Genomic DNA, 24,968 nt, shown 5'->3' with positions numbered 1-24,968 from the left:
CTACAAGGTCACTGCGCCGGCGCCTTCACCCTGAACCACGCCGCGTACAGCGCCGGCAGGAACAGCAGGGTCAGGAAGGTCGCCACCGTCAGGCCACCCATGATCGCCACCGCCATCGGCCCGAAGAAGGCGCTGCGCGACAGCGGGATCATCGCCAGGATCGCCGCCAGCGCGGTCAGCACGATCGGCCGGAAGCGCCGCACCGTGGCCTCGACAATTGCCTGCCAATGTTCCGAACCGGCGTCGATGTCGTGCTCGATCTGGTCCACCAGGATCACCGAGTTGCGCATGATCATGCCCGCCAGCGCGATCGTGCCGAGCATCGCCACGAAGCCGAACGGGACGCGGAACACCAGCAGGAACAAGGTCACGCCGATCAGCCCCAGCGGTGCGGTCAGCAGCACCATGAAGCTGCGCGAGAAGCTGCGCAGCTGCATCATCAGCAGCGTGAACACGGCGAACAGGAACAGCGGCACGCCGGCGACGATCGAGTTCTGCCCGCGCGCCGAGTCCTCGACGCTGCCGCCGACGTCGATCGAATAGCCGTAGGGCAGCTTCGCGCGCAGTTCGTCCAGCGTCGGCGAGATCTGCGCGGTGACGGTGGCCGGCTGCGTGCCGTCGTAGATGTCGGCGCGCACGGTCATCGTCGGGCTGCGGTCGCGGTGCCAGATGATGCCTTCCTCGAAGCCGTATTCGAGCGTGGCGATCTGCGTCAGCGGCACGCTCTGGCCACTCTGCGTGGGCACCATCAGGCTGCTGAGCATTTCCAGTCGCAGGCGTTCCTCGGCCGGGCCGCGCAGCAGCATCTCGACCAGCTCGTTGCCTTCGCGGTAGGTGCTGACGTGCGAGCCCGACAGCGAGCTCGACAGGAACTGCGCCAGCCGTGCCGAGCTCACGCCCAGCGCGCGCGCACGCTCCTGGTCGACCACCAGGCGCACGACCTTGTTGGGTTCGTCCCAGTCGAAGTTGACGTTGACCACGTGCGGGTTGGCGCGGATTTTCGCCTGCACCTGATAGGCGATCTTCCGGACCTGGTCGATGTGCTCGCCCGACACGCGGAACTGCACCGGATAACCGACCGGCGGCCCGTTCTCCAGGCGCGTCACCCGCATCTGCAGTTCGGGGAAGCGCTTGAACACGTCCTCGATCAGCCAGTGGCGGATGTCCTCGCGCGCTTGCAGGCTCTTGGGCGTCAGCACGAACTGGGCGAAGTTGGCCGCCGGCAGCTGCTGGTCCAGCGGCAGGTAGTAGCGCGGCGAACCGGTGCCGACATAGGACACGTAGCTGGCCAGGTCCTTGCGGCCGGCGAGGATCTTCTCCAGGCGCTCGGACTGTTCGGCGGTCGCGCGCAGCGAACTGCCTTCGGCCAGCTCGACGTCGACCATGAGTTCCGGCCGTGTCGAGTCCGGGAAGAACTGCTGCGGCACGAAACGGAAGGCGAACACGGACGCGACGAACGCGGCCACGGTAACGCCGATCACCAGCCAGCGGCGGCGCACGCAGAACGTCACCCAGCCACGGAAGCGGGTGTAGAACTTGCTCGCGTACGGATCATGAACGTGGCCGTCGATCGGCGGCTTCGGCGCGAGGTAATCGTGGAAGGCCGGGAAACGGTCGGCCAGGTGCTCGCGGAATGCGCGCCAGCGCGCCGGCAACGAACCCGGCTTCGGCGGCGGTGCCGCATGGCCATAGTCAGGCAGCAGCTTGTCGCCAAGGTACGGAATGAAGGCGACGGCGGCGATCCACGACACCACCAGCGCAATGGTCACCACCTCGAACAGCGAGCGCGTGTACTCGCCCGTGCTCGAACGCGCCGTCGCGATCGGCAGGAAGCCGGCCGCGGTGATCAGCGTGCCGGTGAGCATCGGGAATGCCGTGCTTTCCCAGGCGAACGCGGCCGCCTTCAGGCGACTGAAGCCCTGCTCCATCTTGATGGCCATCATCTCCACCGCGATGATCGCGTCGTCGACGAGCAGGCCCAGCGCCAGCACCAGCGCGCCCAGCGAAATCTTGTGCAGGCCGACGCCGAAGAACGACATCACCGCGAAGGTCATCGCCAGCACCAGCGGAATCGACAGCGCCACCACCAGGCCGGTGCGCAGGCCGAGCGAGAAGAAGCTCACCAGCAGCACGATGGCGACGGCCTCGGTCAGCACCTTGATGAACTCGCCGACGGACTCTTCCACGGCGGCCGGCTGGTCGGCCACCTTGCGCAGCTCCATGCCCGCCGGCAACGTCTTCTGCAGGGCCGCGAACTCGCCTTCCAGGGTCTTGCCGAGCTTGAGGATGTCGCCACCCTCCTTCATCGCCACGCCAATGCCGATGGCGTCCTCGCCCATGAAGCGCATGCGCGGTGCGGGCGGATCGGAGAAGCCGCGGCGCACGTCGGCGACGTCGCCGAGGCGGAAGGTGCGGTCGCCGACGCGGATCGGGAACTCGCGGATCTGCTCGACCGACTTGAACTTGCCGCCCACGCGCAACGGCACGCGCGTGCTGCCGGTCTCGAAGAAGCCGGCCGGCACCATCGCATTCTGCTCGTCGAGCGCCTGCTGCACGGCCGACGCCGGGATACCGAGCGTGGCCAGCTTGACGTTCGACAGCTCGATCCAGACCTTCTCGTCCTGCACACCAAACAGTTCGATCTTGCCGACGTCGGGTTGCGACTGCAGCGCCAACTGCACGCGCTCGGCGTAGTCCTTGAGCACGGCGTAGTCGAAGCCCTTGCCGGTCAGCGCATAGATGTTGCCGAAGGTGTCGCCGAACTCGTCGTTGAAGAACGGCCCGACGACGTCGCTGGGCAAGGTCGGGCGGATGTCGCCGATCTTCTTGCGCACCTGGTACCACAGCGGGCCGATGTCCTTGGAGCGCAGCGAATCCTTGGCGATGAACATCACCTGCGATTCGCCGGCGCGCGAGTACGAGCGGATGAACTCGTACTGGCCGGTCTCCATCAGCTTCTTCTCGACGCGCTCGGTGACCTGGCGCGAGACCTCTTCGGCGGTCGCGCCCGGCCACAGCGTGCGGATCACCATCACCTTGAAGGTGAACGACGGATCCTCGCTGCGGCCCAGCTTGAGGTACGAGAACGTGCCGGCGATGGCCATCACCAGCATTGCGTAGACAATCAGGCTGCGATGGCGCAGCGCCCACTCGGAAAGATTGAAGCGCATGGCTCAGTTCGCCGTCACGGGACGGTTGTCGCGATCGACCGGCTGCACCTTCTGGCCGACGCGCAGCAGGTGTCCACCGGCGGCGACCACCCAGTCGTCGGCGTCGACACCACTGATCACCGGCACGCGGTCTTCGCCGAACGGACCGGTCTGCACCGGCTGCAACTTCAGCGTCGACGTCTTCGGATCGACCACGAACACGGCGTTGCCCTTGGGCCCGCGTTGCAGTGCCGCGAGCGGAACGCTGAGACCGCCATTGCCATTGCCAGGCAGGTACACACGCGCGCTCTGGCCCAGTTCAAGCGCACCGGCGGGCGCATCGACACTGATCCGCGCCGCATACGTGCGCGACGCCGGATCGGCGGCCGGCGAGATCTCGCGGATGCGGCCCGGCCAGCGCTTGCCCGTCTGCGACCACGACTCCACCAGCACCGGCTGCCCCGGCTTGATCTCCGACACGATGCCCTCGGGCAACGCGAAGGCAACTTCGCGCACGCCGTCCGCGGCCAGCGAGAACACCGCCTGGCCGGCGGCGACCACCTGCCCGGCCTCGGCGCTGCGCGTGGCGATCACACCGTCGGCGGGCGCGCGAAGCTGCGAGTAGGCGGCCTGGTTGCGCGCGACTTCGAGGTTGGCGCGGGCCGAGTTGACCTGTTCCTGCGCGGCCTGGGTCGCGGCGTTCTGCGCGTCGAGGGTCGAGCGGCTGACCAGCTGGTCGTTGGCCAGGCGGGCGAAGCGGACCTGGTCGGCCTTGGCGCGGTTGAGCTCGGCCTGGGCGGCGGTCAGTTGCGCCTGCGCCGCACGCGCCTGCGCCTGCAGGTCGCCCGGGTCGAGCACGGCCAGCAGGTCGCCCTTGCGGACATGGGCGCCGACGTCGACCTTGCGTTCAATGAGCTTGCCGCCAACGCGGAACGACAGCGGGCTTTCTTCGCGAGCGCGCACTTCACCGGCAAAGGCGGTGGCGGTCTGGTCGGACTCGCCGGGGTGCGTCACCAGCACCGGGCGGGGCGACTCCTCGGGCTTGGCATCGCTACTGCAAGCCACCAGGGTCAAGGTCGACAGGCCAAGCATCGCGACGACGGCGAGGCGGGCAGCGGTGGGGGGACTGCTGCGCATTGCGGGTGACCTCGAGGTTAATTAATGTACTTGGCGGTACTGTATAAATATCAAACTCAATAGTCTAGTATTCCCGCATGACTGCTTCACGCCAGCCCAGCCCCCCGAAGTCCACCGGACCGGGTCGTCCCAAGGATCTGGGAAAGCGAGCCGCAATATTGGAAGCGGCCAAAAGAATGTTTACTCAGCTCGGCTACGACGGCTCCAGCATGGACCAGATCGCCGCCGAAGCCGGCGTCTCCAAGCTCACCGTCTACAGCCATTTCGGCGACAAGGACGCGCTGTTCGCAGCCGCCATCGAGTCGCATTGCGAGCAGTCGCTGCCGTCGTCGCTGTTCGAACCCTCGCCGGCCACGCCGCTGCGGGATCGGCTGATGACCATCGCCAGCGCCTTCTACGCCATGATCAGCTCGCCCGAAGCGGTTGCCGGCCATCGCATGCTGTGCACCCCGCAGGTGGCCCACTCGGCCCTGCCCAAGCTGTTCTGGGAAGCCGGCCCGATGCGCGTGCAGGGCGATTTCGCCACCTTGCTCGAACGCCGGATCGGCGCCGGCGAACTCGCCATTGCCGACGTGCCGCGCGCGGCCGGGCAGTTCTTCGCCCTGCTCAAGGGCGAGCCGCACGCCTGCCTGGTGTTCGGCGGCCCGGCTCCGACGGACGAGGAAATCGACGCGCACCTTGCCGCATCGGTCGATCTGTTCCTGCGTGCCTACGCCGTCCGCGACGGCGCCGCGGCACGGCCGGCACGGGTTGCGCGATGATGGCCGATGCCGGCAAGTTGAGCGCTGAATCTGACCGGATCTGGCGGTTCGCTGCGGGAGGGTGACTGGTGTTGATTACTTCCGGCACTCAGTCCATACCTGCGCGCTCGGCCATCCTGTGCGCCGCGCCAGCACCGGCCCGGTGGGTCATTACCGGTACAATTCGCGGTCTTCCGCGCGAGATTTCCCCCCGATGAACCCCATGGATTACATCAAGGCACGCGAACTGATGGTCGAGCAGCAGGTACGTCCCTGGGACGTGCTCGATCCGCGCGTGCTCGACGTGCTGTCGGCGCTGCCGCGCGAAGCCTTCGTGCCTGCCGAGCACAGCCGCCTGGCCTATGCCGACCTGGTGCTGCCGCTGGCCCATGGCGAAGCGATGATGAAGCCCGTGGTCGAAGGCCGCACCCTGCAGGCGCTGGCGCTGGACCCGGGTGACGACGTGCTGGAGATCGGCACCGGCAGCGGCTTCCTGACCGCCTGTCTGGGGCGCCTGGCGCGCGAAGTGGTCAGCATCGAACGCCACGCCGACCTCGCCGACGGCGCCCGCGCCGTGCTGGCGCAGCAGGGTGTCGACAACGCCCAGGTCATCACCGCCGATGCCTTCGCCTGGACGCCGGACCGCCGCTTCAGCGCGATCTGCGTCACCGGCGCCGTCGACGCCATCCCGCAGCGCTTCATCGACTGGCTGCAGCCGGACGGCCGCCTGTTCGTCGTGCGCGGCCGCTCGCCGGTGATGGAAGCGGTGCTGCTGCGCAACGAAGTCAACGCTTCGCGCATCCAATCGTTGTTCGAAACCGATCTGCCCTACCTCGCCGGTGCGGCCCCCGCCCCGGCATTCAAGTTCTGACGACCCTCACACGTCTGCATGGCCTATGCGGACGGTTCAACTAGAACGCTACACGGACAAGGACATCGCATGATCCGCCGCCCGCTCGTAATCGCCCTCGCCACTGCCATGGGCCTGTCGGCCCTGATGCCGGCCACGGCTGCCGCCGAAGACCTGTTGCAGACCTACGAGCTGGCGCGCGACAGCGACCCGCAACTGTCCGCCTCCGAAGCCAGCCGCCTTGCCATCAAGGAAGGCGCGGTGCAGACCCGCGCCGCGATGCTGCCGCAGATCGACGGCAGCGCCTCGATCAGCCGCTCGGAAAACCATCAGCGCGGCAACCTCGCCGTCGGATCTGACGGCTCCATCGGCGGCGGCAATACGCAGATCGACACGACCACGCGCAGCAGCGAGGTCCGCCTGAGCCAGATGATCTACGACCGCGGCAACTTCACCCGCCACAAGAGCCAGAAGGCGCTGAGCGAAGCCGCCGACTTCCAGCTGGCAGCGGCCGGCAACGACCTGATCACGCGCACTTCGGCGGCGTACTTCAACGTGCTGATCGCGCTGGAATCGCTGGTCGCGGCCGAAGCGGCCGAGACCGCGCTGAAGAAGCAGTTCGACTACGCCTCCAAGCGCCTGGAAGTCGGCCTGGCGCCGATCACCGACGTGCACGAAGCGCGCGCCCAGTACGACAGCGCGCGCGCCAACACGATCCTCGCCCGCAACGCGCTCGAAGATGCCTACCAGGGCCTGACCGAGCTGACCGGCAAGGACGTGCGCGGCGTGAAGGGCCTGCCGAAGGACTTCCAGCCGGTGCTGCCGGAATCGCGCGACGCCGAAGGCTGGGTCGCCACCGCCATCGAGAACAACCCTGCCCTTCGTGCGAAGGACCTGCAGGTGCAGTCGACCGAGGCCGACGTCGAGACCGCACGCGCCGGCCACTGGCCGCGCCTGTACCTCAACGGCAGCTACGGTGATTCCACCGGCTGGGGCGACAACACCCTGCACGACTTCGGCTTCACCCGCGACATCGACAACCGCTCCTACGGCCCGGCCGTCGGCGTGACGCTGTCGGTGCCGATCTTCTCCGGCGGTGCGGTGCAGTCGGGCGTGCGCCAGGCCCTGGCCCGTCGCGACGTCGCCAGCGACGAGCTCGAGTCGCAGAAGCGCGCGTTGATCCGCAACACCCGCAACGCCTACCAGACCCTGGTCGCCAGCGTCAGCGAAGTCGAGGCCCGCCGCCTCGCACTGGTCTCGGCCAAGAGCGCCTACGACGCATCGCAGGTCGGTCTGGAAGTCGGCACCCGCACGGTGCTGGACGTGCTGCAGAACCAGCGCAACCTGTTCCTCGCCCAGCTCGAGTACGCCCGTGCCCGCTACAACCACCTGCAGAACCGCCTGCTGCTGGAACAGGCCGCCGGCACGCTCGACATCGGCGACGTCCAGGAAATCAACCGCCTGCTCACGCTCGACACCGAGTCGTACGTGGCACCGGGTGACGTCCAGGGCTGAGCAAGGCCGCATCGCAGCGACACAAGAAACCGCCGGACCTCCGGCGGTTTTTTTGTGCGTCAGAGCGACGTCCATGGATTCCCGCCTTCGCGGGAATGACGGGAGCGACGTCCATGGATTCCCGCCTTCGCGGGAATGACGGGAGCAACGACGCTGGGTTCCCGCCTTCGCGGGAATGACGGGTTGAGGACGAAGACCGGGCAATGAAATGCCGGAGCGTCGTTCGACGGGCCGGGGATTGATCCGCAGCGGGACATGGATGTCCCGCGCCCCACATCGGACAGGATGTCCGACTAAGGGGCGGAGCAATCCCCGGCACGGCGGACGGCGCCCCGACGGAGCAGGAAACCCGTGGGGTCAGGGCACCGGCGGCAAGAGCGGCTGGAGCAGCGCCATCGTCCGCGCCAGCGCACCCCGGCCGGTCTCCACCAGCGCCCGCCCGGCCGCCGCCATGCGCTCGCGCGCCTGCGGATCACGCAGCAACTCTTCCAGCGCCTCGCGCACCGCCTCCGCATCCTCGACCACCCGCACCGCACCGGCATCCTGCAGACGCTGCGCGATCTCGACGAAGTTGTGCAGGTGCGGCCCCGTGACGATGGCCGTGCCCGTCGCCGCCGGCTCCAGCAGATTGTGGCCACCGATCGCCTGCAGACTGCCACCGACGAAAGCGACATCCGCGCACGCATAGAAACTCATCAGCTCGCCCAGCGTATCGATCACGAACACCGCATCGTCCGGCTGCGGCCACTGCGCACGCGAACGCGTCGACACCTGCCAGCCCGCCGTGCGCGCCGTGTCGGCGACCATGCGGAAACGCTCCGGATGGCGCGGCGCCCACAACAACAGCAAATCCGGGAATATCGACCGCAGGCGGCGATGGATGGCGATGACCGCCATCTCCTCGTCCTCGTGCGTGCTCGCCGCGATCCACACCGGACGCGCACCCGCATGGCTGCGGCAAAGCGCCGCGAACTCGGCCAGGTTCTCCGGCACCGTCACGTCGAACTTCAGGTTGCCGACCTCGACCACCTGCTCCGCGCTCGCCCCCAGGCGGATGAAGCGCTCACCGTCGGCATGCGACTGCGCCGCCACCGTGCGCACCGTGCGCAGCGCCCGCGCCACCAGCGGCGCCAGCACCCGATAGCCACGCAGCGAACGCTCCGACAGGCGCGCATTGAGGATCAGCGCCGGAATGCCATGGTCGCGGCAACCGAACAACAGGTTCGGCCACAGCTCGGTCTCCATGATCAGCGCCGCATGCGGCCGGTAGTTGGTCAGGAAGCGCGACACCGCACCCGGCAGGTCATACGGCAGGTAGACGTGGGACACGTCCTTGCCCCACAGCGCCTGCACCCGCTCCGAGCCGGTCGGCGTGATCGTCGTCACCAGCAGGCGAAGGTCCGGCCGGCTGCGGCGCAGGGCGTTGACCAGCGGCACGGCCGCATTGACCTCGCCCACCGAGACCGCGTGCAGCCACAGCGTCGGCGGCTCCGGCCGCTCGGCATAGAAGGCATACCGTTCCTGCCAGCGCAGGAAATACGACGGCTGCCGCAGGCCGCGCCAGATCAGGTGGTAAACGGTGATCGGCGCCAAAAGATATAGCGCGACCGAATACAGGCCACGCATCACGCGCTCGATAGGGTCTGTCGACATCGTGACTAGGATAACCAAGGCGCATGAGGGAAAGGAGAGTGGCGAGAGCAATCGCGCCTGGTTGCTAGAATCTCCCCAATGGCCAAGGCAATCGAATCCCCCACGTCGCCGCCCTCCCCGCCGTTCGGTCCGCGTCATTGGCCCATGTGGCTGGCACTGGGCGTGATGTGCCTGGGCGCCTGGCTGCCGTGGGCGCTGCAGCGCTGGCTCGGCCGCGGCATCGGCGTGCTGGCCCGGCTGGTCGCGGTCGATCGTCGCCGCGCCGCGCGGATCAACCTCGCCCTGTGCTTCCCGGAAAAAACGCCGGAGCAGCGCGAGGCCATGCTTCGCGACAGCTTCCGCGACCTGGGCATCGGCCTGTTCGAATTCGCGCGCGCGTGGTGGGGCCCGGTCGGCCCGATGCGACGCACGGTGCGGATCGAAGGCCTCGAGCTGCTCGACCCGATCCGCGCCGAAGGTCGCGGCGTGCTGATGGTCTCGGGCCACTTCATGACGCTGGAGATCTGTGGCCGGCTGATGTGCGACCACCTGCCGCTGACGGGCATGTACCGCCGCCATCGCAGCCCGGTGATGGAGTGGGCGGTCAAGCGCGGTCGCCTGCGCTATGCCAAGGCGATGTTCACCAACGAAGAAGTCCGCCCGGCGATCCGCCACCTCAAGCAGGGCGGGTTCCTGTGGTACGCGCCCGACCAGGACATGCGCGGCAAGGACACGGTGTTCGCGCCCTTCTTCGGCGTGCCGGCGGCGACGATCACCGCCACCCACCAGTTCGCCCGCCTCAGCGGCAGCGCGGTGGTGCCGTTCTTCCACCGTCGCGAAGGCGGCGATTACATATTGCGCATCGGCGCCCCACTGCCCGACTTCCCGTCGGCGGATGCCACCGAAGACAGCGCCCGCGTCAATGCCGCCATCGAGGCGATGGTGCGCGAAGCACCCAGCCAGTACCTGTGGATCCATCGCCGCTTCAAGCGGCGGCCGCCGGGGATGACGTCGCCTTACGCGCGACGCGGATAAGACAGCACGCGCGCCGCGGTCACTCGCGCGCCAGCAGGCTGCCCGCGTACAACGCCGCCAGCAGCAGCGTCAGTCCGCCCCAGAACGTGGAGTAGAACGCCAGGTGGGTGTTGAGCGGGAAGATCGTCGCCGCCAGCGCCCACATCGCCGGGCGTGCGCGCTCGCGCGCCTGCTCGTCGGCAAAGCGCCACGCGCGCCAGGACAGGGCGACACCGGCCAGCCACATCAGCAGTCCGAAGATGCCGGTCTCGCTGAGCACTTCCAGCACGATCTGGTGCGCATGCAGCGCCGGGCCGCCGCCCCAGGCGGCCACTTCGCCCGGCGCCGGGTCGCAGTGCGGGAACGCTTCGCGGAAGCCACGCGCACCGACACCGTTGAGCGGGTGCTCGCGCACCATGCAGGCGGCCGCGCTCCAGATCCGCGCGCGTCCCGACAAGGCACTGTCGACGCCTTCCACGTCCGCCGCCAGCACATGCGTGGTGCGGGCGATGCGCTCGCGCACCTGCGGCACCGACGTGCTGAGCACACCGACCGCGATCGCGCCGAAGACGAACACCGCCGCCAGTTTCTTCCAGCCCAGCAGGCGCCAGCCCGACAGCGCCAGCGCAACGGCAAAGGTGATCCACGACGCACGCGAACCGGCCAACACCAGCACCACGCCGACGCCGGCGGCCGCCAGCAGCCAGCCGACGGTGCCAAGCCGGCGTCCACCGGCAAACAGCACGAACGGCGACAGGCTGGCCAGCACCGGCCCGAGCTTGAGGTTGCACGGACCGAGCACGCCGCTGAGGCGGTCGAGACTGGCCAGTTCCTGCGGCGTGCACATGCCGTGGCCGCTGATGGCGTGCTTGATGCCGTCGATGCCGGCGAACAGCGGACTGGTACCGGTGGCCGCCTGCAGCAACGCATCGATCGTCCAGATCGCGATGATCACCGCCAGCCCGCCGAAGGTGATGCGCCGCCCGCGCGGCTCGGCGACGGCCGCCGCCACCAGCCACAGGAACGGCAGGTAGCGCAGGTCGACCGCGGCTTCGCGCAGTGCGCGGGCCGGGTCGATCGCATCGATCGCCGACACCAGTTCCGGGGTCCAGTAGGCGAAGAACAGCACGCTGGTCAGCGCCCAGGCGGGGTTGCTCAGCAGCTTGGTGCCGCCGCGGAAGCGCGACATCGCCAGGTGGACGATCGCCGCCAGCGCGCCCAGCACCAGCACGCCCTCGGCATACCCCGGCGCCGGCCACAACGCGACATAGGTCAGGATCCACGCCGGCGCCCAGCGCCAGCCGTGCGCGCGCGGCGCCACGCCACCGGTGTCAGCGGCAGCGGGATTCATCGACGAACTCGGCGTAGACGGCAAGCGTGGCCTCCTGCATCGCGCGCAACGAATCGGGAATCCTAGCTGCTGGCGGCGCCGGATGCGTAAGGAGTTCGTAGGCGCTGTGATGCAACGCACCCAGGTCGAACGGCGCCACCGCGCCGTCCGGCTGCCAGCGCGCCAGCAGCTCGCCGACACCGCCATGGTTCCAGCCCAGCAGCGGCCGCCCCACCGACAAGGCTTCGAGCACCGTTCGCCCGAATGCCTCGGGCTTGTGCGACAGCTGCAGGACCAGGTTGCTGGCGGCGTAGGCGCGCGCAATCGCGTCGGTGGCCACGGTGAACGCGACTGCATCGGCAATGCCGCATTGCGCCGCTTCGGCTTCGAGCTCGGCGATGTAGGCCTCGCGGCCGGGCTCGCGCGAACCGGGCAGCCATAGCCGCGCATCCAGGCCGTCGCCGCGCAATCGCGCCAGCAGGTCCAGAGCGTCGGCATGGCCTTTCAGGCGAGTGCCGCGACCGGGCAGCAGCAACAGCGGTCCGTTGCCGCCCAGCGCCGGATGCAGCGACGCAGCCCACGCCCGCGCTTCCGCATCGGGCAGCGGTGCGCGAGGGAATTGGCTCGGGTCGAGGCCGCGTTCGATGACGCGCAGCTTGTCCGCGTCGATGTCGGAATAATGCCGGAGCACGTAGTCGCGCACCGTCTGCGAGACACAGATGACCCGCTCACCGCGCGTCATCACCGCGCTGTAGCGCGAAGGCGAGTTGAGGCCGTGGACGGTGGTGACCAGGTGCGGGCGTCGCGCCGCCGGGATGCCACGCAGCGCAAGCACGCCGATCCAGGCCGGCAGGCGCGAACGCGCATGCACGACATCGACGCCTTCGCGCAGCAACAGCGCGCGCAGCGTGCGGACATGGCGCAGCGTCAGCAGCGACTTGCGGCCGATGTCGAGGGTGATGTGTTCGGCGCCGAGCGCCTGCAGCCTCGGCACGAGGCGACCGCCGGCGGAGACGACCACGGCGCGGTGGCCGGCGTTGACCAGGGCCTGCGCGATTTCGAGGGTGGAGCGTTCGACGCCGCCCGATTCCAGGGCCGGCAACAGCTGGACGACGGTCAATCGACGCATGACACGTCCCGTCGGAATGGGCGACGAGGGAAGCGTCAGTCTTCCAGGACGAAGTGCGAACCGCAGTACGGACACTGCACTTCGCCCTCTTCCTCGACCGGCAGGTAGACGCGCGGGTGCGAGTTCCACAGCGCCATCGACGGCAGCGGGCAGCTCAGCGGCAGGTCGCCACGGTGCACCACGTAGCGCTTCTCGGCGTTGGCCTGGGTCGGATGGGCGGTGGCTGCGGTCATGGGGCGGGACACAGTGGCGACGCGGGACCGCTAGTTTAGCAGCCGCGGGCAGGCACCACTGCGTGGACGTCAGGCAGTCAGGTCGAACAACAGGACATCGGCACGGCCTTCGCCGGCGCCTTCCAGCCGCAGCGGGCCGGATTCGTCCTGGAACCCCAGCGCGTCACCGGCCTGCAGCGGGCGGCCATTGGCGCTGACCGCGCCCTGCACCACCTGCAGCCAGTACAGGCGCGACGGGTCGAGGTCGTGTGCGGCGCTCTCGCCGCGGTCCAGGCGCACGTCGCGGACGATCACGTCCTGGCGCACCGACAGGCTGCCATCGCGGCCGTCCGGCGAGACCAGCAGCGTCCAGCCGTGGGCGTCGGCGCTGACTGCCTGGCGCTGGGCATAGGCCGGTTCGTGGTTGAGGCGCGAGGGTTGCACCCAGATCTGCAGGAAATGCACCGGCTCGGTCGCCGAACCGTTGTATTCGCTGTGCTCGACGCCGTGGCCGGCACTCATCCACTGCAGCTCGCCGGGGCCGATCACGCCACCGCCGCCGCTGCTGTCCTTGTGGGCCAGCGCACCGGAGATCACGTAGCTGAGGATCTCCATGTTGGCGTGCCGGTGGGGCGGGAAGCCCGCGCCGCCATCGACGCGGTCCTCGTTGACCACCCGCAGCGGTCCGAAGCCCATCCAGGCCGGGTCGTAGTAGCCGCCAAACGAGAACGTGTGGCGGCTGTCGAGCCATGCCGTGCGGACATGGCCACGGGCACTGGATGGGCGTTCGATGATCATTCCCGCAAGCTTACTTCGTAGCTGCAGGCTTGGGCACGCTGGCTTCGGTGGTGATGCGGATGGTCACCGCGTCGCTGACGTTGGGCACGAACTTGGCCAGGCCGAAATCGCTGCGCTTGATCGTGGTGGTGGCATCGAAGCCGGCCGCGGCGCGCTTGGAGATCGGGTGCTCGGCGATCTTGTTGATGGTGGTGTCGAGCACGACCGGCTTGGTCACGCCGTGCACGGTCAGGTCACCGAACACGCGCAGCTTCTTGTCGCCGGCGGCTTCGACCTTGGTGCTCTTGAAGGTGATGGTCGGGTACTTCTCGGCGTCGAAGAAGTCGGCGCTGCGCAGGTGCTCGTTGAAATCCGGCACGTTCGCTTCCAGGCCCGACAGCGGGATGGTCACTTCGACCTTGGAGGCACCGACGTGGTCGGCGTCATAGACGATGGCGCCATCGACGTCGCCGAAATGGGCGATCGGGTTGGAGTAGCCGAAGTGGCTCCAGCTGGCGATGACGTCGGTGTGGTTCGGATCGATCTTGTAGGTCACCGGCGCGGCGATGGCGACGGTGCTGGCGGCGGCGAGGGCGACAACCAGTGCAATGCGCTTGAACATGCGGTGGAGCTCCTTGTGGCGGGGGCGAACGAAAGGGGGTGGCGGGACGGGACTCAGAGGATCTGCGCGGCTTCGTCGAACGGCAGCCGCGGCGAACGCGCGAACAGCTTGGCCGGGTCGCCGTGGCCGAGGTTGATCAGGAAGTTGGAGCGGACCTGGGTGCCTGCGAAGAACGCCTCGTCGACAATGGCGTTCTTGAAGCCCGACATCGGGCCGCAATCCAGTCCCAGCGCGCGCGCGGCCATCAGCACGTAGGCGCCCTGCAGGCTGCCGTTGCGCAGGGCGATGACTTCCAGGTCGTGCTCAGGGCGGCCGTCGAACCACGAGCGCGCGTCGGTGTGCGGGAACAGGTACGGGAGCTTCTCGTAGAACGCCATGTCGTAGCCGACGATCGCCGTGACCGGCGCGGCCAGGGTCTTGGCGTAGTTGCCCTCGTCCAGCGCCGGCGCCAACCGCGCCTTGGCTTCGGCCGACTTCACGAACACCAGCCGCAGCGGCGACATGTTGGCGCTGGTCGGGCCCCACTTGGCCAGCTCGTACAGCTGGTGCAGCGTCTCGTCACTGACCTCGCCGGCGAGCTCGTTGTGCGTGCGGGCGGTGCGGAAGAGCCGGTCGAGCGTGGCATCAGGGAGGACGGCGTGGGACGGGTGCGACATCAGGTACTCCATTTGGAAGCCGGCGGGACTGCCCGCGGCCGAGGTGTGAAAGTGTAGAGTCTGGCGCAATCGCAACAGCCGACGCTTCCAGAACGGATTAAGCACAATCGTGCAACAACAGCGACCCGCCAGCGTGAACAGTGCGACCGCCAGCCCCTATACAGGGCATGGCGCCACGGCTTGGTCGCTCAGCGACGCCAAGGCCGGAAACCGCCGCCAGGCCGACGCATTGGCCCTCGCGATGGGCCAGCCGTTCCGTGACTGGACACTGCAGCCCCGGGCGCCGTGGCAATGGCTGGCGCCGCGGCGCTGGCCGGGCGCCAGCCACGCCTTCGGCGAGGACTTCGCCCGCGCGCTGGCCGCGCCACCGCGGCTGGCGATCGGCTGCGGCCGCAAGACCGCGCTGGCCACGCGCCTGCTGCGCGAGCGCGGCGCACGCGCGGTGCAGATCCTCGACCCGCGCATCGCCACCGGCCACTGGGACCTGGTGATCGCGCCGGAGCACGACCGCCTGCGTGGCGAGAACGTCATCACCCTGCTCGGCAGCCTGCACCCGGTCGACGACCTGTGGCTGGCGGCGGCGCGCCGCGACTTCGACCGTTTCGCTGCCCTGCCCGGCCCGCGCACGGCCCTGCTGCTCGGCGGCGCGAGCGCGCACGCGCGCTTCGACGATGCCATGTACGACGGGCTGTTTGCACAGATTGACTCGATCGTCCGCAGCGAAGGCGGAAGCGTGCTGGCCACCGCATCGCGACGCACCCCCGCATCCGTGCGGCAACGCCTGCGCGAACGCCTGTCGACATTGCCTGGCGTCGTCTGGGGAAGCGAGGACGACGGCGCCAACCCTTACGCGGGCGTGCTCGGCTGGGCCGACCGCATCGTCTGCACGGCCGACTCGGTGAACATGCTGTCGGAGGCCGCCGCGACCTGGGCACCGGTGTTTGTCGCCGGCATGGATCGAATAGACGGCCGGCCACGTCGCTTCCTCGACAGCCTGCTCGCGCGTGGACGGATCCGGCTGCTCGACCAGGCAGCCGAGCTTTGGTCGGTGACGCCACTGCGCGAAACCGCGCGCGTGGCCGCGCAGGTTCAGGCGCGCCTGAACCGGTTCTAGGCGCGCGGCTAGGGAGTAGCGGGCTCGCCGTCGAAGTGAAGTTCGCGACGCTGCGCGGCGTCGCTGATCGATCGTCGGGCGTCTGCGATTGAGGGAGTGACCGGAAGTCGTCGCGGACGACGGTCCAGGGTGCACGCCAGGCCGGCTTCGAGTAGCACCGCATGCGCCTGCAGCAACGCATCGGCTTCTTCCGCGCCAAACCAGCCGCCGGCGCCCATCGCCCGGATCAGCTCCGGCGTGCTGCGCGGCTGCAGCCAGTCGCCGTACGCCACCGATTCGGCCAGCACCGCGTACTGCAGCAGGAACTCCAGGTCGACCAGGCCGCCCTCGCCCTGCTTGAGGTCGAAGCCAGCGGCATCGCTGCGATCGAGCTCGGCGCGCATGCGCCGGCGCATCGCGACCACGTCGTTGCGCAGAGCCGCCGGATCGCGCTGGCGCGCGAGTGTCTGCGCACGCACGTCCTCGAAGGCCGCGCCCAGCGTTTCATCGCCGGCGACGAATCGCGCGCGCACCAGCGCCTGGTGCTCCCAGGTCCAGGCGCGCTCACGCTGGTAGTCGCGGTAGCTGGCCAGGCTCGAGACGAGCAGGCCCTTCGCGCCATCCGGGCGCAGGCGCACGTCGACATCGAACAGGCGGCCGGCACCGGTCACCGCACCGAGCAGCGCGACGACCTTCTGCGCCAGACGTGCGAACCAGCGCGACGCTTCCAGCGGCCGCGCACCGTCCGAATGCGCGCCTTCGCCGCCTGGCGCGTCGTACAGGAACACCAGGTCCAGGTCGGAGCCAAACCCCAGTTCTTCACCGCCCAGGCTGCCGTAACCCAGCACGGCGAAGCGCGCGCCGGCGATGCGACCGTGCGCGCTGGCGACTTCATGGTCGGCCAGGCGCAGCACGCGCATCACCACGCCGTCGGCCAGCCATGCCAGCTGGCGCGCACTTTCCGCCGCGCTCTGGCGGCCGTCGCGCAGTGCCATGGCGATGCGGAAACTCAACGCCTGGCGCACTTCGTTGAGCGATTGCAGCACCGCCTCGGCGTCGTCGTCATCGTCGTGTGCGACGGCCAGGCAGGCGGCAAGCAGGGCGTCGCGCCCGGGCAACGGACCGGCCACGCGCGCATCCAGCAACTCATCGAGCAGCAGCGGATAGGCCGCGAGCCGCTCGGCCAGCAACGCGCTGTGACTGACGACTTCGACCAGGCGTGCCAGCGCCGCCGGCTGCTCGTCGAGCAATGCCAGATAGGCGCTACGCCGCAACACGTTGTGCAGCAGTGCCAGCAGGCGCCGCAGCGCGAGCATCGGTTCGCTCGACGCCGCCGCGGCCTGCAGCAATGCCGGCAGCACGCGATCGAGCCGGGCGCGGGCACTGTCGGAGAGGCCGCGCACGCCGGGGCTGCGGGCGAAATCGCGCAGCACCGTATCGGCGTTGCCCACCTCGACGAAGCCGGCGTCGCCGAGCACGGCGCTGTCGCCGCCCTCGGGCAGCGCGCGCCAGTAGGCGGTCAGCGCATCGGGGGCATTGCGGCGACGCCGCGGCGCGAGCAGGGCTTCGAACTCGGCGGTGACGCGACCGCGCTGCACGTCCAGCGAATCGCGCAGTGTGTCCCAGTCGGCGTAGGCCAATGCCGTCGCGATGCGGGCACGGTCATCGACCGACTCGGGCAATGCATGGGTCTGCGCGTCGCGCAGCATCTGCAGGCGATTCTCCAGCTGGCGCAGGTAGCGATAGGCCTGGGCCAGCAGCGCCGCGGCTTCTTCGCCGACCTGGCGCGCCTCGACCAGCGCCTGCAGTGCCGGCAGCAACCTGCGCCCGCGCAGCGCCGTTTCGCGACCGCCGTAGATCAGCTGCAGCGCCTGCACCAGGAACTCGATCTCGCGGATGCCGCCGGGGCCGCGCTTGATGTCGTCGGCCAGTTCCTTGCGCGCGACCTCGGCGCTGATGGCGGCCTTCATCGCGCGCAGGCCATCGAGCGCGCCGAAGTCGAGATAGCGACGGTAGACGAACGGCCGCAGGCTATCGAGGAAGCGCTCGCCGGCCTCGATGTCGCCGGCGACCGGGCGTGCCTTCTGCCAGGCGTAGCGTTCCCAGTCGCGACCCTCGCGCTGGAAGTACTGCTCCATCGCGGTGAACGACCACGCCACGCGGCCGACGTTGCCATACGGCCGCAGGCGCAGGTCGACGCGATGGCAGAAGCCGTCCACGGTCAGCTCGTCGAGCAGCTTGGCCAGCTGCTGGCCGAGCCGGGCGAAATAGTGCTCGGCATCGAGCGGGCGGGCGCCGTCGGACTGCCCGTCGTGCTCGTACGCGTAGACCAGGTCGACATCGGAACTGAAGTTGAGCTCTTCGCCGCCGAGCTTGCCCAGGCCGAACACCACCAGCCGCTGCGGTCGTCCCTCGCCATCGCGGATCACGCCATGGCGTTGCGCGAACTGCTCTTCCAGCGCGGCCAGGCCCAGTTGCAGGCATTGCTCGGCCAGGCGCGTGCTACCGGCGAGCGTCTGGTCGACATCGTCGAGCCCGAGCACGTCACGCCAGATCAGTCGGGTGGATTCCGCCGCCCGGTAACGCCGCAACAGCGCGGGCCATTGTTCGCTGTGTCCGGCCTGCAGCTCCGGCAGCGGTTCGCTGGGCGCATCGGCGTCGGCGGCCAGCCGCAGCAGCAGTTCCGGTTGCCGGAGCAGGGTCTCGACGGCGAAATCGCTGGTGCGCGCCAGCGCCATCAGGCGCGCATCGAGGCGCGCATCAACGTCGGGATTGGCTTGCCACGCGCCGGGAGCCGCGCCACGAAGGCGCGCGAGTGCGCGCGAGATGAAAGGTTCGACTTCGTCCATCGCGGAATGATGGCACGCAGGCCTTTCAGACCCACCGATGCAGGCGGCAGGCAATAAAAAAGCCCGCCCCGGTCGAACCGGTTGCGGGCCTGCTCCCTCCCCCACGTCGGGATGCGGGGCCGATCGTGAAGGAACCGTTAGGGGCTTGCACGCTGCACTGCAAAAAAGAACTCGCGGGTTTAGAAAGCTGTGGAAAAGCCATTCGCTGAATAGGGATTTGACGTTGCCAGCGTGCGCAGAGCGCACAAAAACACAGACCCCGCCTCGCGGCGGGGTCTGCTTCACCACATTGCGTCAACGCCGATCAGGGACGCGCGATGGTCACCACCGGCGACTGCCACTGCTCCCAATGGGCCGGGTTGTTCTCGTCACCCAGCGCCTTGAGGACGTACAGCCTCAGGATGTAGCTGCCGTTGGGCACGACCAGCTGCTTGTTCTTGTTCTTGGTGGTGACGCCGTCCCACGAGTAGGCGAAGAAGCCCGTCGCCGTCGAGTTGCGGCCCAGGAACTCTTCCTTGTAGGCGGTGTACCAGAGCTTGCCCGAACCGGCCTCGTAGACATCAAGCCGCATCTCGCGGGCCTGGTGGTCGTGGTGGATCAGGAAGAACGGGATGTCGTCGCCGACCATCGTGTAGGTCGCACCGGACGGCTGGTTGTTGAAGAAACCACCCGACAGCTTGGCCAGCCACGGGAAGCCGTTGGCGGTCGGCACCAGCACCTGGCGCAGCTGGTAGTCGCCGATGTAGCCGGCGTAGGGCACGCGCAGCGTCGGGCTGCCATCGTTCGGCGTAAAGATCAGGTAGCCACCGTACTGGCCACCCACCGGCGCCACCGGCGGTGTGATCGTCACCGGAATGGTCACGCTCTGGTTCTTCGTCAGCGTCACCGTCGGCGCGTAGAAGGTCACGCCGGCATCGCCGAGGAAGAAGCTCGGCGTGAACGTGTTGGGCCCGGTGGTGACCGCGTTCTCGAACGACAACGCGTAGGTCACCGGCGTCTTGCCGGTGTTCTTCAGCGTGATCGCCTGCGTGGTCGCGCCACTGGTACCTTCGCCCAGCGACAGCTTGCCCGGATCAATCCGGACGGCGGCCGTCACCGCATCGTCGATGCGCAGCATGCCGGCACCCTGGCGGTGCACGTTGTCGAGCAGGCCGGCGGCCGGCGAGAGCGACCAGGGCTTGGGCTGGGCCGAGTTCTGCAGGATCCTGGCCACGTTCTTCGCATTGGTGTTCGGCGCCGACTGCAGCAACAGCGCGGCTGCGCCTGCCACGTGCGGCGACGCCATCGAGGTGCCGCTGATCGAAGCGTAGCCACCGCTTTCCAGCGGATACGTCGACCAGATCGAACCACCCGGCGCACCGATGTCCGGCTTGAGCTGCAGGTCCGGCGACAGGCCATAGGCGCTGAAACTGGAGATCAGGCCACCGGCGACGTTCGGGAACGAATCGGTGTCGCCCGTCCAGGTCAGCTCCACCGGGCCGCTGGCGAGACGACCATCGAGCAGATCGCCAAAGGCCTTGGTGGTGCCGACGGCCGGGATGTTCACCGACGGTACGCCTGCAACGGTCGGGTTCAACGGTGCGGCCGCGACGTTGTCGTAGATCACCACGGCAGCGGCGCCGGCGTTCTGCGCATTGATCGCCTTGATGTAGAACGTGCAACCACCGCGACGGATCAGCGCTGCCTGGCCAGCCAGGCTACCGGCGGGCAATGGCAGGCAGGCGGCATCGATGCTGGCGGCGGTTCCGACGCGGCCCAGCGGCAAGGTGCCGGAGGTCGGCGGCGCCGGCGAACCGGTGGCCGGGTTGAAGCCGACCTTGAGGGCGTCGGGCGATGCGGTGAAGTACCGCTGGCGCGCGGAGATGTTGTCGAACGAGGCGACCGAGATGACCTTGTCGCCGGTGCTCGGGGCACCCGTCGAGTACATGCCGGTGGCGCCGCTGTTGCCGGCCGAGGCCACCACCACGATGCCCTTGTTGACCAGGCGCGAAGCGGCCTTGGCGGTCGGGTACTCGGGCCACTGGTAGGTGGAACCGATGCTCATGTTTAGCACGTCCATGCCGTCATGGTCGGCGCGCTCCATGGCCGCGATCATGATGTCGGCGGTGGTCGAACCTTGGCAGCCGAAGACGCGATAGGCACCGAATTTCACCTTCGGCGCAACGCCCTTCACCTGGCCGTTGGCGCCGATGATGCCGGACACGTGCGTGCCGTGGCCGTTGCAGTCGTCGGGATTGTTGTCAGGCGACGGGACCGGGTTGTAGGTCGGCGAATCCGGGTCGGCGTTGAACGCGTCACCGACGAAGTCCCAGCCCTTGATGACGCGCGCGGTCGGGAACGGCGTGCTGTGGTTGGTGCCGTTGCCGCCCAGGTCGGGGTGGTCGATGTCGATGCCGGTGTCCATCACCGCCACGCGAATGCCGCGGCCGTCGAGGCCGAGCTGGTTCTGGGCGATGTCGGCGCCGGTCATCGTCAGCGCGGTGATCAGGTCCGGATGTGGATTGGTTTCCGGATCGGGCATCTGCATGATCTCGACCGGATAGATCGCCTTGACGCCGGGCAGGCGCGCGACCGTGCTCAGCTGGCTGCGCGTGACGGTCAGCGACAGGCCGTTGAACAGATCGTTGTAGGCGAAGTTTTCGCGATACCTCACGCCAGCGGCGCGGGCGCCGTCGCGGAAGGCCTTCTTCTCGGCGTTGAGCGAGGCGTCCGAACCACCATCGGATTTCGGTGCTGCGCTCAGTTCGACGAACCAGCGCTGCGGGCTCTCGTCCCTGGGCGGTCCGGCCTCGGGCTCAGCGGGGGGATCGTCGGGAAAAACTTGTCTCAGCGCCGTCGACACCGGCGCGGCGAGGGCTGCCATGCAGGCGCTGGCAATCGCCGTAACTACAAGTACGGTTGGCTTCTTCACTGCGAATCCCCTTCTTCAAATTAGGTGATGACGCAAAATGGAACAGCCCCCTGTGGTGCCATTGTTGCCTGAAAAAGGCAGTCTCCGCGCGCGGCAATGCAACAAGAATTGGCGCCTGCCCGACACAGGAAAATGACTGCGCCGGTTTTCACAATGGCTTCACGCCGTGCCCGGGGCTCGAGCGATAGCGCAAGGAGTCAAACGCGCTCGCGCACGTTCGTCGGCCAGTGAACGGGGCGATCGGGTGGCATGGAAATTGCCGGCGCCTGCGGCAAAAAAGGCGTCACGTCCATGGGTGCCCGCCTGCGCGGGAACGAGGTGCGACTACGCCGCTGCGAAGAACATCAGGTAGACCAGCCGTCCGTTCTCGAGACGATCGCCGAATGCCGGCCCTGCCGTGTGCCACAACCACGGCCGCAACAGCACGAGCCGGTTGAAGCGCATCGGCGCATGCATGGTCAACTCCCACTTCGACTCATCGGTGCTGTCGCGCTCGATGATCTCGCGATGCATCTGCTCCATCGACGAGAAGCCCATCGCGCGCATTTCGTCGTCGGTGATCGGCGCACGGTCGGTCCGGGTGGCGCGGTGGCGGAAAAACTCCGTGCCGCCCGTGCAGTCCTCGGGACGACTGAGGTAGAGGATGCCCGACCAGTACGCCTGGTCGATGTGCACCTTCGCCCGCCCGATGTCCGAACCCAGCGTCATGCGGAACTTCGCATGCGACTGCAGCGGCGAGACCGGCCGCACGCGCTCGCCGACCAGCTGGGACACGCTGTGCTCCAGCCCATCGATCTCGATGCGCTCGAGCGAGTTGCGACCGGGAAACGCACCTTGTTGGTCGGGATAGGTCAGCTTCAACCCGACCTCGCGCAATTGCATCGCATCGCGCGGGCTGAGGAAGTCGTCAACGATGATCAGGGAGGTCGGCATGCGCGCGAGCTTAGCGGGCGCGCGCGGCATGCGCACGCAGGAGCAACGACACTGGTTCCCGCCTTCGTGGGAATGACGGGGAAGCAACGTCCATGGATTCCCGCGTTCGCGGGAATGACGGCTTCTGACGGAGACCGGGCAATGAAATGCCGGAGCGGCGGCCGACGGGCCGGGGATTGATCCGCAGCGGGACATGGATGTCCCGCGCCCCGCATTCGGACAGGATGTCCGACTAAGGGGCGGAGCAATCCCCGGCCCGGCGGACGGCGCCCCTCCGGAGCAAGAGCAAGAGATGACGGCAAAAAAAGAACCCCGCATTTCTGCGGGGTTCCTTGTGTAGCAGGCTACTGGGTGGAAGGACTTAGAAGTCCATGCCGCCCATGCCGCCCATGCCGCCGCCCGGCATCGCCGGCTCGTCCTTCTTCGGCAGCTCGGCGACCATCGCTTCGGTCGTGATCATCAGACCGGCAATGGAAGCCGCGTTCTGCAGCGCGGTGCGGGTGACCTTGGTCGGGTCCAGGATGCCCAGCTCGATCATGTCGCCGAACTCGCCGTTGGCAGCGTTGTAACCGAAGCTGCCCTTGCCCTCGGCGACCTTGTTGACGATGACCGACGGCTCTTCGCCGGCGTTGGTCACGATCTCGCGCAGCGGCGCTTCCATCGCGCGCAGGGCGATCTGGATGCCGTGGTTCTGGTCTTCGTTGGCACCCTTGAGGCCAGCGATCGCAGCCTTGGCGCGCAGCAGCGCAACGCCGCCGCCCGGGACGATGCCCTCTTCAACGGCAGCACGCGTGGCGTGCAGCGCGTCTTCGACGCGAGCCTTCTTTTCCTTCATCTCGATCTCGGTCGAAGCACCGACCTTGATCACCGCAACGCCGCCGGCCAGCTTGGCCACGCGCTCCTGCAGCTTCTCGCGGTCGTAGTCGGAGGAGGTCTCCTCGATCTGCGCCTTGATCTGCTTGATGCGGCCTTCGATGCCCGACACTTCGCCGGCGCCGTCGATGATGGTGGTGTTCTCCTTCGAGACCTGCACCTTCTTCGCGCGGCCGAGGTCCTTGATCGTGGCCTTGTCCAGCTGCAGGCCGACTTCCTCGGAGATCACGGTGCCGCCGGTGAGGACGGCCATGTCTTCCAGCATCGCCTTGCGACGGTCGCCGAAGCCCGGTGCCTTGACGGCGCAGACCTTGACGATGCCGCGGATGGTGTTGACCACCAGGGTCGCCAGCGCTTCGCCTTCGACTTCCTCGGCGATGATCAGCAGCGGCTTGCCGGCCTTGGCCACGCCCTCGAGGACGGGCAGCAGGTCACGCACGTTGGAGATCTTCTTGTCGTGCAGCAGGATGAACGGATCGTCCAGCTCGGCCTGCATCGACTGCTGGTTGTTGATGAAGTACGGCGACAGGTAGCCGCGGTCGAACTGCATGCCCTCGACGACGTCGAGCTCGTTCTCCAGGCCCGAACCGTCTTCCACGGTGATCACGCCTTCCTTGCCGACCTTGTCCATCGCCTGGGCGATCAGGTCACCGATGTTGGCGTCGGAGTTGGCCGAGATCGTACCGACCTGGGCGATTTCCTTGCTGGTCGAGGACGGCTTGGAGATCTTCTTCAGCTCGTCGACGGCGGCGACGACGGCCTTGTCGATACCGCGCTTGAGATCCATCGGGTTCATGCCGGCGGCGACGGCCTTCATGCCTTCGCGGATCAGCGCCTGGGCCAGCACGGTGGCGGTGGTGGTGCCGTCACCGGCGTTGTCGGAGGTCTTGGAAGCGACTTCCTTCACCATCTGCGCGCCCATGTTCTCGAACTTGTCGGCAAGCTCGATTTCCTTGGCGACGGAGACGCCGTCCTTGGTGATGGTCGGGGCGCCGAAGCTCTTCTCGAGCACGACGTTGCGACCCTTCGGGCCGAGCGTGGCCTTGACGGCATTGGCGAGCACATTGACGCCGCGCAGCATCTTGACGCGCGCGTCCTCACCGAAACGAATTTCCTTGGCAGCCATTTTCTATTACCTCAAAAGCGGAATTGGGGAATGTGGAACTGGGATACGAAAGACGGGAGGCAGTGGAAGCGCGCGCTGCGCGACGTTCCCTGCCCGCTCCGGGCGCTCTTAGCCGAGCACCGCGAAGATGTCGTCTTCCTTCACCACCAGGAATTCGGTGCCGTCGAGCTTCACTTCGGTACCGCTGTACTTGCCGAACAGGACCTTGTCGCCGACCTTGACCGAAACCGCGCGGACGTTGCCGTTGTCGAGGACCTTGCCGGAGCCGACAGCGACGACTTCACCCTTGATCGGCTTCTCGGTGGCCGAGTCCGGAATCACGATGCCGCCAGCGGACATCTTTTCTTCTTCCATGCGCTTGATGACCACGCGGTCGTAGAGCGGCTTGATATTCATCGCGACAAATCTCCGAGGGATTTA

At 67.9% G+C, this 24,968-nt stretch carries 19 protein-coding genes; 5 read left to right on the top strand and 14 right to left on the bottom strand.

Features of this window, described 5'->3' with window-relative positions; all coding sequences use genetic code 11:
- Positions 1–8: 8 nt before the first annotated feature.
- Together ACFOPO_RS07020 and ACFOPO_RS07015 are read right to left on the bottom strand one after the other, a co-directional pair.
- Complete coding sequence (locus ACFOPO_RS07020; RefSeq protein WP_386702295.1) at positions 9–3,170, bottom strand: efflux RND transporter permease subunit; 3,162 nt, start codon at positions 3,168–3,170, stop codon at positions 9–11.
- Positions 3,171–3,173: 3 nt separating this feature from the next.
- Positions 3,174–4,241, bottom strand: coding sequence for an efflux RND transporter periplasmic adaptor subunit (locus tag ACFOPO_RS07015; RefSeq protein ID WP_386702681.1), 1,068 nt, complete (start codon positions 4,239–4,241; stop codon positions 3,174–3,176).
- A 122-nt stretch (positions 4,242–4,363) separates the two neighbouring features.
- Here ACFOPO_RS07015 and ACFOPO_RS07010 point away from each other — a divergent pair, with 122 nt between their 5' ends.
- From ACFOPO_RS07010 to ACFOPO_RS07000, 3 genes are all read left to right on the top strand, one after another.
- Positions 4,364–5,047: a TetR/AcrR family transcriptional regulator gene (locus ACFOPO_RS07010; protein WP_386702293.1), complete on the top strand. Its 684-nt coding sequence runs from the start codon at positions 4,364–4,366 to the stop codon at positions 5,045–5,047.
- A gap of 202 nt (positions 5,048–5,249) precedes the next feature.
- Entirely contained in the window at positions 5,250–5,897 is a 648-nt protein-coding gene (locus ACFOPO_RS07005; protein ID WP_386702291.1) for a protein-L-isoaspartate O-methyltransferase, read from the top strand.
- Between the two features lie 69 nt (positions 5,898–5,966).
- Positions 5,967–7,391 (top strand): TolC family outer membrane protein, encoded by a 1,425-nt coding sequence (locus ACFOPO_RS07000; RefSeq protein WP_386702289.1) that lies wholly within the window; start codon positions 5,967–5,969, stop codon positions 7,389–7,391.
- 357 nt (positions 7,392–7,748) lie between these two features.
- On the opposite strand, the gene waaA is transcribed toward ACFOPO_RS07000, so the two are convergent.
- Positions 7,749–9,044, bottom strand: coding sequence for a lipid IV(A) 3-deoxy-D-manno-octulosonic acid transferase (gene waaA / locus ACFOPO_RS06995; RefSeq protein WP_386702287.1), 1,296 nt, complete (start codon positions 9,042–9,044; stop codon positions 7,749–7,751).
- Positions 9,045–9,122: 78 nt separating this feature from the next.
- On the opposite strand from waaA, the gene lpxL reads away from it, so the two are divergent.
- A complete protein-coding gene (lpxL, locus tag ACFOPO_RS06990) occupies positions 9,123–10,058 on the top strand; it encodes an LpxL/LpxP family Kdo(2)-lipid IV(A) lauroyl/palmitoleoyl acyltransferase (RefSeq protein ID WP_386702285.1) in 936 nt (311 codons plus the stop codon).
- A 19-nt stretch (positions 10,059–10,077) separates the two neighbouring features.
- Here the strand turns inward: lpxL and ACFOPO_RS06985 are convergent, their stop codons facing one another.
- The 6 genes from ACFOPO_RS06985 to ACFOPO_RS06960 all read right to left on the bottom strand — a co-directional run bounded on the left by ACFOPO_RS06985 (position 10,078) and on the right by ACFOPO_RS06960 (position 14,763).
- Positions 10,078–11,388, bottom strand: a complete 1,311-nt coding sequence (locus ACFOPO_RS06985) for an O-antigen ligase family protein (RefSeq protein ID WP_386702283.1) — start codon at positions 11,386–11,388, stop codon at positions 10,078–10,080.
- On the bottom strand, positions 11,369–12,496 hold the full coding sequence (locus tag ACFOPO_RS06980; protein ID WP_386702281.1) for a glycosyltransferase: 1,128 nt from the start codon (positions 12,494–12,496) through the stop codon (positions 11,369–11,371). Before ACFOPO_RS06980 ends, ACFOPO_RS06985 begins: the two co-directional genes overlap by 20 nt.
- 35 nt (positions 12,497–12,531) lie before the next feature.
- Complete coding sequence (locus ACFOPO_RS06975) at positions 12,532–12,729, bottom strand: zinc-finger domain-containing protein (RefSeq protein WP_200608698.1); 198 nt, start codon at positions 12,727–12,729, stop codon at positions 12,532–12,534.
- 69 nt (positions 12,730–12,798) lie between these two features.
- Positions 12,799–13,506, bottom strand: a complete 708-nt coding sequence (locus tag ACFOPO_RS06970; protein ID WP_386702278.1) for a pirin family protein — start codon at positions 13,504–13,506, stop codon at positions 12,799–12,801.
- 10 nt (positions 13,507–13,516) lie between these two features.
- On the bottom strand, positions 13,517–14,107 hold the full coding sequence (locus ACFOPO_RS06965; RefSeq protein WP_386702276.1) for a YceI family protein: 591 nt from the start codon (positions 14,105–14,107) through the stop codon (positions 13,517–13,519).
- A 53-nt stretch (positions 14,108–14,160) separates the two neighbouring features.
- Positions 14,161–14,763 carry a malonic semialdehyde reductase gene (locus ACFOPO_RS06960; RefSeq protein ID WP_386702274.1) on the bottom strand — a complete coding sequence of 201 codons (603 nt, stop codon included), beginning with the start codon at positions 14,761–14,763 and terminating at the stop codon, positions 14,161–14,163.
- Positions 14,764–14,896: 133 nt separating this feature from the next.
- Here ACFOPO_RS06960 and ACFOPO_RS06955 point away from each other — a divergent pair, with 133 nt between their 5' ends.
- A complete protein-coding gene (locus tag ACFOPO_RS06955; RefSeq protein WP_386702272.1) occupies positions 14,897–15,877 on the top strand; it encodes a mitochondrial fission ELM1 family protein in 981 nt (326 codons plus the stop codon).
- Between the two features lie 8 nt (positions 15,878–15,885).
- On the opposite strand, the gene glnE is transcribed toward ACFOPO_RS06955, so the two are convergent.
- From glnE to groES, 5 genes are all read right to left on the bottom strand, one after another.
- Entirely contained in the window at positions 15,886–18,705 is a 2,820-nt protein-coding gene (glnE, locus tag ACFOPO_RS06950) for a bifunctional [glutamate--ammonia ligase]-adenylyl-L-tyrosine phosphorylase/[glutamate--ammonia-ligase] adenylyltransferase (protein ID WP_386702270.1), read from the bottom strand.
- Positions 18,706–19,009: 304 nt separating this feature from the next.
- Positions 19,010–21,568, bottom strand: a complete 2,559-nt coding sequence (locus tag ACFOPO_RS06945; RefSeq protein ID WP_386702268.1) for a S8 family serine peptidase — start codon at positions 21,566–21,568, stop codon at positions 19,010–19,012.
- A gap of 372 nt (positions 21,569–21,940) precedes the next feature.
- Positions 21,941–22,549: a DUF6445 family protein gene (locus ACFOPO_RS06940; protein WP_386702266.1), complete on the bottom strand. Its 609-nt coding sequence runs from the start codon at positions 22,547–22,549 to the stop codon at positions 21,941–21,943.
- Positions 22,550–22,910: 361 nt separating this feature from the next.
- Complete coding sequence (gene groL / locus ACFOPO_RS06935; protein WP_386702264.1) at positions 22,911–24,548, bottom strand: chaperonin GroEL; 1,638 nt, start codon at positions 24,546–24,548, stop codon at positions 22,911–22,913.
- 108 nt (positions 24,549–24,656) lie between these two features.
- Positions 24,657–24,944 (bottom strand): co-chaperone GroES, encoded by a 288-nt coding sequence (gene groES, locus ACFOPO_RS06930; protein ID WP_386702262.1) that lies wholly within the window; start codon positions 24,942–24,944, stop codon positions 24,657–24,659.
- Positions 24,945–24,968: the final 24 nt, after the last annotated feature.

Source organism: Lysobacter sp. GCM10012299, from assembly GCF_042649405.1.
In the GTDB taxonomy this organism is placed as follows: domain Bacteria; phylum Pseudomonadota; class Gammaproteobacteria; order Xanthomonadales; family Xanthomonadaceae; genus Lysobacter_J.
The sequence above is the reverse complement of the archived record's forward strand: the minus strand, read 5'-3'. Positions and strand labels throughout refer to the sequence as shown.